This window comes from Burkholderia lata, assembly GCF_902499335.1.
Taxonomy (GTDB): Bacteria; Pseudomonadota; Gammaproteobacteria; order Burkholderiales; family Burkholderiaceae; genus Burkholderia; species Burkholderia lata_B.
Map to the genome: position 1 here is coordinate 118003 of NZ_CABVQK010000012.1, position 16814 is coordinate 134816.

Here is a 16814-nt window from a genome sequence, read left to right on the forward strand (position 1 = left end):
ATGACCGACGCCAAGCGTACCCACGACCCACGACACCGTCATGCCGGCGGCGCCGATACGTGCTGCGCCGACCCGCGCGACACGCAGCTGGCGACCGTTGCCGGCGCGGCGCCGGCGGCCGGCGAGCACGCGCACGGCAAGGCTGCCTCGGGCGGCCACAACCATGACCACGATCACGGCGGCGCGCACGTTCACGACCATGCACACGGTGAAACGCATGTGCACGGTGGGGCGTGCTCGCACGGGCATGCCGAGCATGGCGAAGCGGGCCACGATCACGACCATGCACACGACGACACGCATGTGCACGGCGCCGCGTGCTCTCACGATTACGCCGCGCATGACCATGCCGGTCACGACCACGACCACGACCACGACCACGACCACGACCACGACCACGACCACGACCACGACCACGACCACGACCACGCGGCCGGCGATTGCTGCGCGCCTGCCGCGCTGACGCTCGCGCCGCTGCCGGTCGCGCAGGCGACCGCGTCGGGCCACGTGCGCTCCGCGTTCCGGATCATGCAGATGGACTGCCCGACCGAGGAAACGCTGATCCGCAAGAAGCTCGGCGGGATGAGCGAAGTATCGGCGCTCGAATTCAACCTGATGCAGCGGATGCTGACCGTCGACCACGTGCCGGGCGCGCAGCCGGCGATCGAAAGCGCGATCCGCACGCTCGGGATGACGCCCGAGGCGGCAACGGCCGGCGCACCGGCACCGCGCGTCGCCGATGCGCCCGCGAAGCCGTGGTGGCCGCTGGCGCTGGCCGGCGTCGCCGCGATCGCGTCCGAAGGCGCGACCTGGGCCGGCCTGCCCGTGTGGCTCGCGGCGGCGCTCGCGCTCGCGGCGGTGCTCGCATGCGGGCTCACCACGTACAAGAAGGGCTGGATCGCGATCCGCAACGGCAACCTGAACATCAACGCGCTGATGAGCATCGCGGTGACGGGTGCGATGGCGATCGGCCAGTGGCCGGAAGCCGCGATGGTGATGGTGCTGTTCACGATTGCCGAGCTGATCGAGGCGAAGTCGCTCGACCGGGCGCGCAATGCGATCCAGGGCCTGATGCAGCTCGCGCCGGACACCGCGACCGTGCAGGACGCCGACGGGTCGTGGCGCACGATCGAGGCCGCGCAGGTGGCGCTCGGCGCGGTCGTGCGCGTGAAGCCGGGCGAGCGGATCGGGCTGGACGGCGAAGTCGTCGCGGGCCGCTCGACGGTGAACCAGGCGCCGATCACCGGCGAGAGCCTGCCCGTCGAAAAGACGACCGGCGACGCCGTGTACGCGGGCACGATCAACGAATCGGGTTCGTTCGAATATCGCGTGACGGCTGTCGCAGCCAACTCGACGCTCGCGCGGATCATCCACGCGGTTGAAGAAGCGCAAGGCGCGAAGGCGCCGACGCAGCGCTTCGTCGACCAGTTCGCACGCGTCTACACGCCGATCGTGTTCGCGGTCGCGCTGCTGGTCGCGGTGGTGCCGCCGATCGTCATGGGTGGTGCGTGGCACGACTGGATCTACCGCGCGCTGGTGCTGCTCGTGATCGCGTGCCCGTGCGCGCTGGTGATCTCGACACCGGTGACGATCGTGTCGGGGCTCGCGGCCGCGGCGCGACGCGGGATTCTCGTGAAGGGCGGCGTCTATCTGGAAGAAGGGCGCAAGCTCGCGTGGCTCGCGCTCGACAAGACCGGCACGATCACGCACGGCAAGCCGGTGCAGACCGACTTCGACCTGCATGCGGACGACGCCGATGCGGCACGTGTACGGCACCTCGGCGCGAGCCTCGCGGCGCGCTCCGATCACCCGGTGTCGCAGGCGATCGCAACTGCAGCGCGTGACGCCGGCACGACGGCCTTCGCCGATGTGCAGGACTTCGAAGCGATCGTCGGGCGCGGCGTGCGCGGCACGATCGACGGCACGCGCTACTGGCTCGGCAACCACCGGCTCGTCGAGGAGCTCGAGCGCTGCTCGACGGCCCTCGAAGCGAAGCTCGATGCGCTCGAGCGGCAGGGCAAGAGCGTCGTGGTGCTGGTCGACGAAGCACGCGTGCTCGGCATCTTCGCGGTGGCCGACACGATCAAGGACACGAGCCGTGAAGCGATCGCCGATCTGCATGCACTCGGCATCCGCACCGCGATGCTGACGGGCGACAACCCGCATACCGCGCAGGCGATCGCGCAGCAGGCCGGTATCGACGACGCGCGCGGCAACCAGTTGCCGGAAGACAAGCTCGCGGCGGTCGAGGAACTGTCGGCCGGCGGCGCGGGCGCGGTCGGGATGGTCGGCGACGGCATCAACGACGCGCCGGCGCTCGCGCGCGCCGACATCGGCTTCGCGATGGGCGCGATGGGCACCGACACGGCGATCGAGACGGCTGACGTCGCGCTGATGGACGACGACCTGCGCAAGATTCCCGCGTTCGTGCGGCTGTCGCGTGCGACGCACCGCGTACTGGTGCAGAACATCGGCTTCGCGCTCGGCGTGAAGATCGTGTTCCTCGGTCTAACGGTCGCGGGGCTCGGCACGATGTGGATGGCGGTCTTCGCCGACGCGGGCGCAAGCCTGATCGTCGTGGCCAACGGTTTGCGGCTGCTGTCGTCCTCCGGGGCGTTCGGCGGCGCGCAGGCCAAGCGTTGAGGAGCAGGCGATGAGCTTTCTGAAACGAATCCTGGGCGGCCACGGCGGTGGCCATGGCGGCGGGCACGGCAACAGCGGCCACGGTGGCGGGCATCACGGCGGGCAGCGCCAGGACGGGCATGGCGGCCACGATGCGCGCGGCCGCGATCGCTACGGCTGGGGCTGGCAGGCGCCGGCCGACAGTCGAAGCGGGCAGGCCGGTGGCAACGTGCCGCTGAGCCAGCTCGCCTGTGCGGGCTGCGGCGCGCTCAATGCGTCGGATGCGCGTTTCTGCGCGCAGTGCGGTGCCGCGCAACGCGGCAAGTCCTGCAGCCGTTGCCACTCGGCGCTGGCGGACGACGCGCGGTTCTGTCCCGGGTGCGGGACGCAGGCTGCGTAAGTTTGCCGGCCATTCGCGCCGGCGGCGTGTGAACGCCGGCCGGCGCGCTTCGTTTCACGGCCGGGGCAGGCGCACCGGCCTTTCGATCAGCGCAGCGGCAGGTAGATCTCGGTGCGCAGGTCGGCCGGCGCCGCATCCATCGGCGTATTGAGGTACAGCTCGAACGGCGGCGCGTCGGCGGCTTCGCGGCCCGAGTGACGCAGCCAGTCGCCGTAGAGCCATTGGTAGGCCGCCTTCAGGTCCGCATACGGCCCGGTATGCAGCAGCACCGCGTATTCGCCACCCGCCACCGTCGCGCGCTCCACCGGCGGCGCGGGTTCGATGTCCGGCGTGCCGTCGGCCGGCATGAAGCACGCCTTCGCGCGCAACTGCGCTTCGGGCGTCGTGTCCGGATCGTCGTAGAAGATCCCGAGCATCTTCGCGCCCGGGCCGATCAGCCCGCGCGGGCCGGCCCACGCACCGATCCGCGCGAACGCGTCACCGACCTTCAGGTACGACCCGGTATGCGCCACCGCATAGCCGTGCAATTCCGGCAGCCGCCGGATCTCGACTTCATGCTTGAACATGTCTTCTTCTCCTCGCTGTAGCGGATAGATGGGGCGGTGGCTGCCCGCGCGCCGCGCGACCTCGTCGATCGGCCGCGCCGTGCACACGAGATCCTCGGACGCGCGCACGATCCGCATCCGCCGCACCGTCAGCACGATCGACTCGCCATACAGCGCGCGATAGACGCGCTGCCAGTGATACGGCGACAGGCACGCGACTTCGGCGAGCCGGTTCAGGTCGAGCGGGCCGTCGAGGTGCGCGCGGATGGTCTCGTGGACGCGCGCCACGCTGGCCGCGTAGCGAAGCCAGGCGGGCTGGTCGAGTTTGGTTTCGACGGTCATCGGCGCGTCCGGGCGGGTACCGACGTCACGGTAGCACGGCCCGAATCGATAAACCTTGCGGAAATCCGTAGGAGGCCGACAAGTCAGGCCCTTTTATATTTCGGCGAAATGGGGTCTTGCCCCCCAGCGATCTATGACTAAAGTTAAAGACGGTGAAATCGGGTGATCGCGTCATTTTTCTCGGGTAAGTTGCTCCGTCGGGGCAGCACGTTTTTCGAAGTACGCAGGTAGTTCGTCGATGTTCAATCGCAACACCACGTTTTCGGGAGAAGAAGAAATGGATGCTTCCAGCTTCATCACGTCGCTGCAGACCACGCTAGGGGGGTATCTGCCAAAGATCGCCGGCGCGATCGGCATCCTGGTGATCGGCTGGCTGATCGCCGTCGTGGTGCGGGCCGGCGCGATGCGCCTGCTCGGCGCGCTGAAGGTCGATCAGCGGATCAGCGAAAGCACCGGCCAGGGCGCCTGCGTCGAGCGCATCATCGCCGGTGGCCTGTTCTGGCTCGTGCTGCTCGTCACCGCGGTGGGCATCTTCAACGTGCTCAACCTGTACGCGGTCTCCAATCCGTTCTCGCTGCTCGTCACGCACATCGTCAACTACCTGCCGAACCTGATCGGCGGCGGGGCGCTGACGCTGATCGCGTGGCTCATCGCGTCGCTGCTGCGCAGCCTCGCGAACCGCGCGCTGAAGGCGAGCAAGATCGACGACAAGCTGTCCGAAGGGGCCGGCATGCAGCCGATGAGCGGCTATCTCGGCGACGTGCTGTTCTGGCTCGTGATCCTGATGTTCCTGCCGGCGATCCTCGCGTCGTTCGCGTTGTCGGGGCTGCTGTCGCCGGTGCAGGGGATGGTCGACAAGCTGCTCGCGATCGTGCCGAACCTGTTCGCGGCCGCGGTGATCGGCATCGTCGGCTGGATCGTCGCGCGCGTGCTGCGCGGCCTCGTGACGAACCTGCTCGTCGCCGCCGGCGCCGACCGCCTCACGCAGGGTCTCGACAGCCCGACGCCCGTGCGCGTGTCGAGCCTGATCGGCACGATCGTCTACGTGTTCGTGTTCGTGCCGACGCTGATCTCCGCGCTCGACGCGCTGAAGATCGACGCGATCTCGGTGCCGGCCACCAACATGCTGAACCAGTTCCTCGGCGCGGTACCGGACATCGTCGCGGCGATCGTGATCGTGCTGGTGACGTTCTACTTCGCGCGCTTCGTCGCGTCGCTCGCGCAGAAGCTGCTGGAAGCCGCGGGCGCCGACGGGCTGCCGGCCGTGCTCGGCGTCGAGCGCGTGTTCTCGGGGATCCTGCAGCCGTCGGTGCTGGTCGCGCGGCTGATCGTGTTCTTCGCGATGCTGTTCGCGTCGGTCGAAGCGGCGAACCGGCTCGGCTTCTCGCAGGTGCGCGACGTCGTCACGCTGTTCATCGAATTCGGCGGCCACGTGCTGATGGGCGGCGTGATCCTCGTGATCGGCGTGTGGCTCGCGGGCCTCGCGCGCCGCGTGATCGAGCAGGCCGACCGCGAGCACAGCGTGCTGTTCGCGCGCATCGCGCAATTCGCGATCCTCGGCCTCGTGTTCGCGATGGGGCTGCGCGCGATGGGTATCGCGAACGAGATCGTGCAGCTCGCGTTCGGCCTCGTGCTCGGTGCGATCGCGGTGGCGGTGGCGCTGTCGTTCGGCCTCGGCGGCCGCGAAGCGGCCGGCAAGCTGCTCGACCGCTGGTTCAACCAGCGCGGCGGCGGGCAGTAAAGCCACCGTCGAGCATCCGTCCGGCCGCGCTGCGTGGCCGGACGGCGCCGCGGCAGCGTGTGTATCCAGCCGGGCGAGAACGGCACGCGACAGCGTTCGTTCGTGCGGCGACGCCAGCACCCGAGCGTCGGTGAAGGCTGCCGCCGCGCAACCTTCGCCGCGTCGGCCCTTTGCCGACCGGCGTCGTCACCCGTCCCGTGCCGGCATTTCCGTCAGCGAAATGTCAGCCGCGATCTTTGCCGAATTTCGATAACACGTCGTTTAATGACTCTCTAGCATCGATTCTCAGTCGCGCAGGCCGCCAGGCCCGGCGCCTTTGAGGAGAGAGTCCGATGAAAGCAGAGTCGAATGGCCGGCCCGCCGCCGGCGCCAAGTCGTCCGGCCAGCCCGCGCTGCAGCAGACGCTCGGGACCTGGCAACTGTGGGGCATCGCGGTCGGCCTCGTGATTTCAGGCGAGTACTTCGGCTGGAGCTACGGCTGGGCGAGCGCAGGCACGCTGGGCTTCGTCGTCACCGCACTGTTCGTCGCGGCGATGTACACCACCTTCATCTTCAGTTTCACCGAGCTGACGACGTCGATCCCGCATGCGGGCGGCCCGTTTGCCTACGCGCGCCGTGCGTTCGGCCCGACCGGCGGTTATCTCGCCGGGGCTGCGACGCTCGTCGAGTTCGTGTTCGCGCCGCCCGCGATCGCGCTCGCGATCGGCGCCTACCTGCACGTGCAGTTCCCCGGCCTTGAGCCGAAGCATGCGGCGATGGGCGCGTATCTCGTGTTCATGGCGCTGAACATCGTCGGCGTGCAGATCGCCGCGACCTTCGAGCTGGTCGTCACGCTGTTCGCGATCTTCGAGCTGCTGGTGTTCATGGGCGTCGTGTCGCCGGGCTTCGCGTGGAGCAACTTCATGAAGGGCGGCTGGTCGGGCGCCGATCATTTCAGCGTGGGCGCGTTCCACGGGATGTTCGCGGCGATCCCGTTCGCGATCTGGTTCTTCCTCGCGATCGAAGGTGTCGCGATGGCTGCCGAGGAAGCCAAGAACCCGAAGCGCTCGATCCCGATCGCGTACGTGGCCGGGATCCTGACCCTCGTTACACTCGCGATCGGCGTGATGGTGTTCGCCGGCGGCGCGGGCGACTGGACCAAGCTCGCGAACATCAACGACCCGCTGCCGCAGGCAATGAAGTACATCGTCGGCGCGAACAGCGGCTGGATGCACATGCTCGTGTGGCTCGGGCTGTTCGGGCTGGTCGCGTCGTTCCACGGGATCATCCTCGGCTATTCGCGCCAGATCTTCGCGCTGGCCCGCGAAGGCTACCTGCCCGAATGGCTCGCGAAGGTGCATCCGCGCTTCAAGACGCCTTACCGCGCGATCATTGCGGGCGGCGTGGTCGGCATCGCGGCGATCTACAGCGACGAGCTGATCCAGTTCGGCGGGCAGACGCTGACCGCGAATATCGTGACGATGTCGGTATTCGGTGCGATCGTGATGTATATCGTGAGCATGGCGTCGCTGTTCAAGCTGCGCCGCTCGCAGCCGAATCTCGAACGGCCGTTCCGCGCGCCGCTGTACCCGATCTTCCCGGCGTTCGCGATCCTGGCCGCGCTCATTTGTCTCGGAACGATGGTGTACTTCAACGGGCTGGTCGCGCTGGTGTTCCTTGGCTTCCTCGCGCTCGGCTACGCGTACTTCCTCGCGACGCGTTCGCAGCGTGCGAGTGCACCCGGCGACGCGCTGCTGGAGGAGTGAGCAAGGTGAAGGTGAACGTGAAAGGCCGTTCCTGACGGCATCCGGCGCGCCCCGTCGAACGGGCGCGCCGTCGGCTTTTGGCAAGGAGACTCGCAGATGTCCTATACGGAGACGATCGGTCCGCGCACGTACCGTTTCGCGGACCTGAAGACGCTGCTCGCGAAGGCGAGCCCGCTGCGTTCCGGCGACCAGCTCGCCGGTGTCGCGGCGGCGAGCGAGGAGGAGCGCGTCGCCGCGAAGATCGCGCTCGCGGGCGTGCCGCTGAAGGCATTCCTGAACGAAGCGGTGATCCCGTATGAAGACGACGAGGTCACGCGCCTCATCGTCGACGATCACGACGCACTCGCGTTCGCGGAAATCTCGCACCTCACCGTCGGCGATTTCCGCAACTGGCTGCTGTCGCCGGCGGCCGACGGCGCGGCGCTCGAACGGATCGCGCCGGGCCTCACGCCCGAGATGGTCGCGGCCGTGTCGAAGCTGATGCGCAACCAGGACCTGATCGCGGCTGCCAGGAAGCGCCGCGTCGTCACGCGTTTTCGCAACACGGTCGGGCTGGCCGGCCGGATGTCGGTGAGGCTGCAGCCGAACCACCCGACCGACGACGTGAAGGGCATCGCCGCATCGATGCTCGACGGGCTGATGTACGGCTGCGGCGACGCGATGATCGGCATCAACCCGGCCACCGACAGCCTCGCGGCGATCGTGAAGCTGCTCGCGATGATCGACGGGTTCCGCGAACGCTACGGCGTGCCGACGCAGTCGTGCGTGCTCACGCACGTGACCAACACGATCGCGGCGGTCGAGAAGGGCGCGCCGGTGGATCTCGTGTTCCAGTCGATCGCGGGCACCGAGAAGGCGAACGCGAGCTTCGGCATCTCGCTCGCGCTGCTCGGCGAGGCGCGCGAGGCCGCGTTGTCGCTCAAGCGCGGCACGGTCGGCAACAACCTGATGTACTTCGAGACGGGGCAGGGCAGCGCGCTGTCGGCGAATGCGCATTTCGGCGTCGACCAGCAGACCTGCGAAGTGCGCGCGTATGCGGTCGCGCGCAAGTTCGAGCCGTTCCTCGTGAACACGGTAGTCGGCTTCATCGGGCCCGAATACCTGTACGACGGCAAGCAGATCATCCGCGCCGGGCTCGAGGATCACTTCTGCGGGAAGCTGCTCGGCGTGCCGATGGGTTGCGACATCTGCTACACGAACCACGCGGAAGCCGACCAGGACGACATGGACACGCTGCTGACGCTGCTCGGCGCGGCCGGGATCAACTTCATCATGGGGATTCCGGGCGCGGACGACGTGATGCTGAACTACCAGAGCACGTCGTTCCACGACCAGCTGTACGTGCGCGAGGTGCTCGGGCTGCGCCGCGCGCCGGAGTTCGAGGAGTGGCTGGAGACGATGGAGATCGCCGACGCGCACGGCGCGTTGCGCGCCGCGACGTCACGCGTGCCGCTGCTCGCGGGCGCGAACGACTGGATGGGGATTTCGGCATGAGCGACGCCGTCGAAAAGAACCCGTGGGCGCAGCTGAAGTCGTTCACGAACGCGCGGATCGCGCTCGGCCGCGCGGGCAACAGCCTGCCGACCGCGCCGCTGCTCGCGTTCAACCTGTCGCATGCGCAGGCGCGCGACGCGGTGCACCAGCCGCTCGATAGCGACGCATTGCGGCGCGAGCTCGATGCGGCCGGCTTCGCGACGCTGGGCGTGCAGAGCGCCGCGCCCGATCGCCAGCATTACCTGCGCCGGCCCGACCTCGGCCGCAAGCTGTCGGATGAAGGGCGCGCGCTGCTGGCCGCGCACGGCGACGCGGTGAGCGGCGACGGCCCCGACGTCGTGTTCGTGGTCGGCGACGGGCTGTCGGCGTTCGCGGCCGCGAAACAGGCGTTGCCGTTGCTGCAGGCCGTGCGGACGCGGCTCGATGCGGACGGCTGGCGGATCGGCCCGGTGGTGGTCGCGACGCAGGCGCGCGTCGCGCTCGGCGACGAGATCGGCGAGCTGCTGCGCGCGAAGGTCGTCGCGATGCTGATCGGCGAACGGCCGGGGCTCAGCTCGCCGGACAGCCTCGGCGTGTACCTGACGTGGGCGCCGAAGGTTGGCTGCCACGACGCATTGCGCAACTGCATCTCGAACGTGCGTCCCGAAGGGTTGCCGTACGCGGGGGCCGCGCACAAGCTGCATTACCTGATGACGCATGCGCGCCGGCTCGGGCTGACGGGTGTCGGGCTGAAGGACGACAGCGATGCGTTGCTGCCGCAGGCGGAAGCGGAGCGGATCGGGGCGGACTGAAAAGGGGCGCGCGCTGGTGGCTGCCGCGTGGCGGCATTCGCGCAGTTCGAGCGGCCTGCGGGGCGGCTACCGGAACAGCCGCTCGCACAGAAAATCGACGAACACGCGCAGCTTCGGCGACAACTGCCGGCTCGACGGCCACACGATCGAGAACTGCCCCGGCGCGATCCGGTAGTCGTCGAGCACGGTGACGAGCACGCCGTGCTCGAGCGCGTCGCGCGCGAGGAAGTCGGGCATGTAGCCGATGCCGAGCCCCGCGAGCACGGTGCCGCGCAGCGCTTCCATGTTGTTGCAGGTCAGCGCGGTGCGCAGCTTCAGCGGCGTGCCGTCGTCGGCCGCGAGTGCCCAGTCCTGCAGTTTGCCGGTGGTCGGGAAGCAGTAGCGCACGCAGTCGTGCGCTTCGAGATCGTGCGGCGTGCGCGGCGTGCCGGCCTGCGCGAGATACGTGGGCGTCGCGCACAGCACGAACGCGAACGGGCCGAGCCGCCGCGACATCAGGCTGGAATCGGACAGCGGGCCGCTGCGGATCACCGCGTCAAAGCCGCCTTCGACGACATCCACCATCCGGTCGTTGAAATCGAGATCGAGCTCGACGTCCGGGTAGCGCTGCCGGAATTCGGGCAGCACCGGCAGCAGGAACCGGTAGCCGATCACCGGCAGGCTCACGCGCAGCCTGCCGCGCGGGCGCTGTGCGGAGGCCGTCACGGTCGCTTCCGCATCGCGGAAATCCTCGAGGATCCGCTGGCAGCGTTCGTGGAAATGCCGCCCTTCTTCGGTGAGCGTGACGCGCCGCGTCGTGCGGTTGAACAGGCGCACGCCGAGCGACTGCTCGAGTTTCGCGATCGTCTTGCCGACCGCCGACGCCGAGATGCCGAGCGTGCGGCCGGCCGCGACGAAGCTCAGCGCTTCGGCGGTGCGGACGAAGGCGACGATGCCGGTCAGGTTTTCCATCGAATCGAAGGGCGCGCGCCGACGCGCGTAGTCGGGTGAATTGCGGAATTTTAATCCGTTATATGCGGAGCTTTGCATAGTTTTTCACGGATTGAATCGGATTTATCTTCTGTCGCTCTGACGGCGCATCTGCGCCGGCTTTTCGAGGAGCGATGATGGATCACCTTTTTTCAGCCGCTTCAGACCCGTCGGCACGCCGGCGCGCGTGGGTGCTGGGCGCCGTCTGCATGGCCGCCGTCGCGCTGCCGCTGTCGTTTTCGGGCGGCGCGGTTGCGACGCCCGCGATCGGCCGCGACCTGCACGGCGGGACGGTCGCGATGAACTGGATCACCAACGCGTTCATGCTCGCATTCGGCAGCTTCCTGATGGCGGCCGGCGCGCTGGCCGACCAGTTCGGCCGCAAGCGCCTGTTCGCGATCGGCGTCGGCGGCTTCACGCTGATGTCGGTCGCGCTCGCGTTCGCGCCGTCGATGCTCGCGGTCGACCTGCTGCGCGCCGCGCAAGGGCTCGCGGCGGCCGCGGCACTCGCGGGCGGCACGGCCGCGCTTGCGCAGGAGTTCGACGGCGCGGCGCGCACGCGCGCATTCAGCCTGCTCGGCACGACCTTCGGCATCGGGCTCGCGTTCGGGCCCGTGCTCGCCGGCGTGCTGATCGGGCATTACGGCTGGCGTGCGATCTTCGTGACGAGCGCGGTGGCCGGCGGGCTGTCGCTCGTCTTCGGGCTACCGCGCATGCACGAGTCGCGCGACCCGCACGCGACGGGGCTCGACTGGCCCGGCACGGCCGCGTTCACCACCGCGCTGACGCTGTTCACGTTCGGCGTGATCGAGGCGCCCGCGCGCGGCTGGACGAGCGCGCTGGTGATCGCTCTGCTGGCGGGCGCGGCGCTCGGCGCCTGCGCGTTCGTCGCGATCGAGACGCGCGTTGCCCGGCCGATGCTCGACCTGTCGCTGTTCCGGATCGCGCGCTTCGTCGGCGTGCAGGTGCTGCCGGTGTCGACCTGCTGTTGCTACATCGTGCTGCTCGTCGTGTTGCCGCTGCGCTTCATCGGCATCGACGGCTTCACCGAGATCGACGCCGGCTGGCTGATGCTCGCGATTTCCGCGCCGATGCTGGTCGTGCCGCTCGTCGCGGCGACGCTCACGCGCTGGCTGTCGGCCGGTGTGATCTCGGGGCTCGGGCTCCTGATCGCGGCAGCCGGGCTCGTGTGGCTGGGCATCGCGCTGCACGGCGGCGCAGGGGCCGCGGCGATCGCGCCGATGCTCATGATCGGCGTCGGGGCCGGCATGCCGTGGGGGCTGATGGACGGACTGTCGGTGAGCGTCGTGCCGAAGGAGCGCGCGGGGATGGCGACGGGGATCTTCAGCACGACGCGCGTGGCCGGCGAGGGGATCGCGCTCGCGATCGTCGGCGCGGTGCTGGCCGGGCTCGCGCGGACGGGGCTGACGCAGGCGGCTGGTGCCGCCGGCACGCCCGACGCGACGCTGCGTGCAGCCGCGCGGCTCGCAACCGGCGATCTCGCGGGTGCGGCCGCCGCGCTGCCGGGTATCGGGCATGCGGCGCTGCTCGCGAGTTACACGCATGCGTTCGATCGGTTGCTGATCGGGCTGGCGGTCGTTACGGTGCTGTGTGCGGTGGTAGTGTTCGCGTTTCTCGGTGGGCGGCGGGTGGCTGTCGAAGCGGGTGAAGACACCGGCGGGCACACTCATGCCGACGTACCGGTGCGCAGCCGGATCGAAGCGGCTTGTGCGGAGACGCACGGGCGTTGAGCGTCGAGTTATCGCGTACGGGCGCTTCGGTCACGGTGGCCGGAGCGCCTTCCTGTTGCGTCGTCGCTGCATTCGCACGCTGACGATCCGTCGCGCGCATCAAGCCAGCACCAGCGGCGGCAGCGCCGCATCCGCCCGTGCCTGCGCCTGTTCCACTTCAACCACCACATAGCGTCGCGCATCGGGCCACTGATGCGCACGGCTTGCCGCATCGTCGTCGATCGTTGCACGGCCCTGCACGAGCCAGGTCGTCTGGCGCACGAAGTCGACGAACAGCAGCGCGATGGCCGGATTCACGAGCAGGTTGCCGATCGTGTTGAACAGGTTGTTGCCCGCGAAGTCGGGCAGCACGAGCGTGCGGCGGTCGGGCATGTCGACGAGCGGCTCGAACGAGCCGTCCGCGCGTGGCTGGCGGCCGCGGTACGAGCAGTCGCTGTTGCCGGCCGCGTCGGCGGTCGCGACGATCAGGAACGCCTGCTCGCGGATGAACGCGATGGCGTCGTCGGTCAGGGGGCCGCAGTCGTTCATGTTGTGGTCCGGCGCACGCGCCGTTGCGTGGGAATGCGCATTGCGCACGCAAGCGACATGCCACGCATCGAGGCCGGCGTCCGCATGCAGGCGCATCAGCGCACTGTGGAAATTTCGAACAGCTGCCCGGCACGCTGCGCAACCACGCTGTTCAGAATCGGCACACCCGCCATGCTGCATCGGTGAACACGGCACGGCGCGTGCTCGGGCCGGCCGTGGTCGCCGCGCTTCCGTCCGGTTTGGCACGCATGTTGCGTAAACGAGGGCAGCGCAATTCCAACCGGCGCTGTACTCACACAAGCACGATGAACAGGAGACATGTATGAACCCGTTTGACCTGAAGCAACTGGGCCTCGACGTCGAATACCCGTACCGTCAGCAATACGACAACTACATCGGCGGCAAGTGGGTTCCGCCGGTGAAAGGTGAGTACTTCGAGAACGTGTCGCCGATCAACGGCCAGCCATTCTGCCGCGTGCCGCGCTCGGGCGCCGACGACATCGAGCTGGCGCTCGACGCCGCGCATGCCGCGCGCCGCAAGTGGGGCAAGACGTCGGTAGCCGAGCGCGCGAACCTGCTGCTCGCCGCCGCCGACCGGATGGAAAAGAACCTGAAGCTGCTGGCCGTGGCCGAGACGATCGACAACGGCAAGCCGCTGCGCGAGACGATGGCGGCCGACCTGCCGCTCGCGGTCGACCACTTCCGCTACTTCGCGGGCTGCATTCGCGCGCAGGAAGGCGGCATCTCCGAAATCGACGACAACACCGTCGCGTATCACTTCCACGAGCCGCTCGGCGTCGTCGGCCAGATCATCCCGTGGAACTTCCCGCTGCTGATGGCCGCATGGAAGCTCGCGCCGGCGCTCGCGGCCGGCTGCTGCGTGGTGATGAAGCCGGCCGAGCAGACGCCCGCGTCGGTGCTGGTGCTGATGGAACTGATCGGCGACCTGTTCCCGGCCGGCACGATCAACATCGTGAACGGCTTCGGCAAGGAAGCGGGCGAAGCGCTCGCGACCAGCAAGCGCATCGCGAAGATCGCGTTCACGGGCTCGACGCCGGTCGGCAAGCACATCCTGCGCGCCGCGGCCGACAGCCTGATCCCGTCGACGGTCGAACTGGGCGGCAAGAGCCCGAACATCTTCTTCGCCGACGTGCTCGACCAGGACGACGCGTTCCTCGACAAGGCGCTCGAAGGGCTCGCGATGTTCGCGTTGAACCAGGGCGAAGTGTGCACGTGCCCGTCGCGGATCCTGATCCAGGAATCGATCTACGAGAAGTTCATCGAGAAGGCCGTCGCACGCGTCGAGCGCATCAAGGCCGGCCACCCGCTCGACCTGCAGACGATGATCGGCGCGCAGGCATCGCAGCAGCAGCTCGACAAGATCCTGTCGTACATCGACATCGGCCGCGGCGAAGGCGCGCAATGCCTGACGGGCGGCGAGCGCACGGCACCGGCGGCGGAACTCGGCACGGGCTACTACGTGAAGCCGACGATGCTGCTCGGCAACAACAAGATGCGCGTGTTCCAGGAAGAGATCTTCGGGCCGGTCGCGTCGGTGATGACGTTCAAGGACGAGCAGGACGCGATCGAACTCGCGAACGATACGTTCTACGGGCTCGGCGCGGGCGTGTGGACGCGCAACGGCACGCGTGCGTACCGGATGGGCCGCGAGGTCGAAGCCGGCCGCGTGTGGACCAACTGCTACCACCTGTATCCCGCGCACGCGGCGTTCGGCGGCTACAAGCAGTCGGGGATCGGCCGCGAGACGCACAAGATGGCGCTGTCGAACTATCAGCAGACGAAGTGCCTGCTGGTGAGCTACCAGGCCGAGGCGCTCGGGTTCTTCTGATCGCCGCAGCGGTGGCGAAGCGCCGGGGGCGGCCGGCAGTGCAGCGCCGGCTGGCCGTCCCCGGTTGCCGGTGATGACGGGCGTGGTGCGTCGCGTGGATGCGATGCGCCGACGCCGGTCGTCCGGCACTTCGCCATTTTCGACTTCGACATTCGACACCCGGCGCGGGCCGCGCATCGCCGCATCCCGCGCCGGACACGATACCGGCAGCCGCATGCTCGCGGCGGCACGGTGCGCCGATGCGTGCGACAGAAACCAGCATGGCAGAACCGCCCCGATCCTTTCCGCGCCATCCCGTGTTTCACGCGGGCGAACTCGACGCGCAGCACCGCTTCGGCGTGGCCGACGAAGCCGAGCAGATGAGCGATGTGGTGACGACGCGCGTGAGCATCGGCGTGCGGCAGTTCGTCGAGTCGCAGCCGTTCATGTTCGTCGGCATCGCATCCGGGTCGCATCCATCCGTGACCTGCGACATCGTGCAGAGCAGGCGGGACGCGAACGGCGATCTGCTGCCGGTCGTCCGCGTGATCGACACGAAGACGTTGCGGTTCGCGTTGCCCGCTTCCGGCGACGGTGGCCGGATCGACGCGGCGGCATGCGACGGCAGCGGCGTCGGGTTGCTGTTCGTCGATTTCGTGCGCGGTATCCGCTACCGGATCAACGGTCGCGCGACGCTGCGTGCCGATCTGCCGGACGCGGACGCCGCGCCCTGGCCGGCGGGCAGCGCGATCGTCGAGCTGGCGGTCGTGCAGGCGTACGGCAACTGCGGCTCGCGGGTCGTGCGGCTGAAGCCGGCCGGGTAGCCGGCAAAAGGCGGGCATCGAGCATGCGCGGTCGTCGCGCGGATCGCACCGGCGGCGTGCGCGGCACGCTGCGTTCGGGTGCGCCCGGATGGCGCGTACCGGCTGGGCGACGTGGAATGACGGGCTGTTCGCCGGACCCCGCGGTTCGGCACGGGACTTGCGTGACAGGCGCGGTTCCGGGCAGGTGAGGGAGGACACGATGGACCAACACGTGGCGTACAGCGAAGAACCGACGGCCGAAGACACGCGGCGCAACGCGCAGGGTGACGATGCGCTGGCCGGGCAGGCGGTCGTCAGCGTCGCACATGACGCCGACGAGCAGGCGCGCAACCTGATCGGCTGGCGGCAGACCTACGACCAGCTCGCGGCTGGCCGCTTCGTCGGCACGCTGACCGAGCTGCCGCTCGACACGATGAAACTGTTTCGCGAATCGACGAGCCACCTGCTGCGCCAGGCGTGCGAGGTGCGCGGCGATGCGTACTGGTTCGGCATCCCGCTCGTAAGCGACGGCACCGCGCGCGTCGATGCGTGCCGCATCGGGCCCGGTGCGCTCGCATTCCGGCCCGGCAACGTCGAATTCGAGCTGGTGACGCCCGCGCAGTTCTCGATCTACGGCGTCGTCGTGCGCGGCGACGTGCTGCGCCGCTATGCGGAGGAGGTCGAGCGCTGCGCGCTCGACGAGCGGCTGTTCACGCAACGCGTGATGCAGGTCGGCGATGCGCGGCTCGCGCGCCTGTGTGCGCTGCTCGGCCGCCGGCTCGACGGGGCCGTGGCGATGGCCGGCCCGCTGGCCGACGCGCAGCGCGACGACCTGCAGGCCGAGGTGCTGGCCGCGCTGTTCGACGTGTGCGCGCAACCGGCCGACGACGCCGCCGGCCGTGCGCCGTCGATGCGCCGCTGGATCGTCGAACAGGCACGCGACTACGTGCTCGCGCACCGCACGCGCCCGGTCGGCGTGCCCGAGCTGTGCGAGCAGTTGCACGTGAGCCGGCGCACGCTGCAGTACTGTTTCCAGGACGTGCTCGGCATGGCGCCCGCTACCTATTTGCGCACGCTGCGGTTGAACGGCGCGCGGCGTGACCTGTGCGGCCGCGCGGCCGGCTCGGTGCAGGACGTGGCGGAGGCGTGGGGCTTCTGGCATCTCAGCCAGTTCGCGACCGATTACCGGCGGCTGTTCGGCAAGCGGCCGTCGGAGACGCTGCGCGATCGCGCGGTGATGGTGGCGGTGGGGTGA

At 68.9% G+C, this 16814-nt stretch carries 13 protein-coding genes; 10 read left to right on the forward strand and 3 right to left on the reverse strand.

Annotation, left to right across the window (positions count from 1 at the left end):
- Complete coding sequence (locus tag BCO18175_RS27720; protein ID WP_174985797.1) at positions 1 to 2643, forward strand: heavy metal translocating P-type ATPase; 2643 nt, start codon at positions 1 to 3, stop codon at positions 2641 to 2643.
- A gap of 10 nt (positions 2644 to 2653) precedes the next feature.
- Positions 2654 to 3022 (forward strand): zinc ribbon domain-containing protein, encoded by a 369-nt coding sequence (locus BCO18175_RS27725; protein ID WP_174970606.1) that lies wholly within the window; start codon positions 2654 to 2656, stop codon positions 3020 to 3022.
- An 86-nt stretch (positions 3023 to 3108) separates the two neighbouring features.
- Here BCO18175_RS27725 and BCO18175_RS27730 read toward each other — a convergent pair whose 3' ends face one another.
- Positions 3109 to 3909: an AraC family transcriptional regulator gene (locus BCO18175_RS27730; RefSeq protein WP_174985799.1), complete on the reverse strand. Its 801-nt coding sequence runs from the start codon at positions 3907 to 3909 to the stop codon at positions 3109 to 3111.
- Between the two features lie 277 nt (positions 3910 to 4186).
- Between BCO18175_RS27730 and BCO18175_RS27735 the strand changes: the two genes are divergently transcribed.
- From BCO18175_RS27735 to eutC, 4 genes are all read left to right on the forward strand, one after another.
- Positions 4187 to 5650: a mechanosensitive ion channel gene (locus BCO18175_RS27735; RefSeq protein ID WP_174985802.1), complete on the forward strand. Its 1464-nt coding sequence runs from the start codon at positions 4187 to 4189 to the stop codon at positions 5648 to 5650.
- A 332-nt stretch (positions 5651 to 5982) separates the two neighbouring features.
- Complete coding sequence (gene eat, locus BCO18175_RS27740; RefSeq protein WP_174985804.1) at positions 5983 to 7395, forward strand: ethanolamine permease; 1413 nt, start codon at positions 5983 to 5985, stop codon at positions 7393 to 7395.
- Positions 7396 to 7491: 96 nt separating this feature from the next.
- On the forward strand, positions 7492 to 8889 hold the full coding sequence (locus BCO18175_RS27745) for an ethanolamine ammonia-lyase subunit EutB (RefSeq protein ID WP_174916762.1): 1398 nt from the start codon (positions 7492 to 7494) through the stop codon (positions 8887 to 8889).
- On the forward strand, positions 8886 to 9680 hold the full coding sequence (gene eutC / locus BCO18175_RS27750; protein WP_174985806.1) for an ethanolamine ammonia-lyase subunit EutC: 795 nt from the start codon (positions 8886 to 8888) through the stop codon (positions 9678 to 9680). Before BCO18175_RS27745 ends, eutC begins: the two co-directional genes overlap by 4 nt.
- A gap of 66 nt (positions 9681 to 9746) precedes the next feature.
- Here eutC and BCO18175_RS27755 read toward each other — a convergent pair whose 3' ends face one another.
- Positions 9747 to 10631 carry a LysR family transcriptional regulator gene (locus BCO18175_RS27755; protein WP_174985808.1) on the reverse strand — a complete coding sequence of 295 codons (885 nt, stop codon included), beginning with the start codon at positions 10629 to 10631 and terminating at the stop codon, positions 9747 to 9749.
- Between the two features lie 155 nt (positions 10632 to 10786).
- Between BCO18175_RS27755 and BCO18175_RS27760 the strand changes: the two genes are divergently transcribed.
- A complete protein-coding gene (locus tag BCO18175_RS27760; protein ID WP_174985810.1) occupies positions 10787 to 12400 on the forward strand; it encodes an MFS transporter in 1614 nt (537 codons plus the stop codon).
- 99 nt (positions 12401 to 12499) lie between these two features.
- On the opposite strand, the gene BCO18175_RS27765 is transcribed toward BCO18175_RS27760, so the two are convergent.
- Positions 12500 to 13024 carry a pyridoxamine 5'-phosphate oxidase family protein gene (locus BCO18175_RS27765; protein WP_174985813.1) on the reverse strand — a complete coding sequence of 175 codons (525 nt, stop codon included), beginning with the start codon at positions 13022 to 13024 and terminating at the stop codon, positions 12500 to 12502.
- 226 nt (positions 13025 to 13250) lie between these two features.
- On the opposite strand from BCO18175_RS27765, the gene exaC reads away from it, so the two are divergent.
- From exaC to BCO18175_RS27780, 3 genes are all read left to right on the forward strand, one after another.
- Positions 13251 to 14777, forward strand: a complete 1527-nt coding sequence (gene exaC, locus BCO18175_RS27770; protein ID WP_174916759.1) for an acetaldehyde dehydrogenase ExaC — start codon at positions 13251 to 13253, stop codon at positions 14775 to 14777.
- Positions 14778 to 15037: 260 nt separating this feature from the next.
- The gene (locus BCO18175_RS27775; RefSeq protein ID WP_174985815.1) at positions 15038 to 15580 is read left to right on the forward strand and encodes a hypothetical protein; all 543 of its coding nucleotides are present in this window, start codon (positions 15038 to 15040) and stop codon (positions 15578 to 15580) included.
- A 199-nt stretch (positions 15581 to 15779) separates the two neighbouring features.
- Positions 15780 to 16814, forward strand: coding sequence for a helix-turn-helix domain-containing protein (locus BCO18175_RS27780; RefSeq protein WP_174985817.1), 1035 nt, complete (start codon positions 15780 to 15782; stop codon positions 16812 to 16814).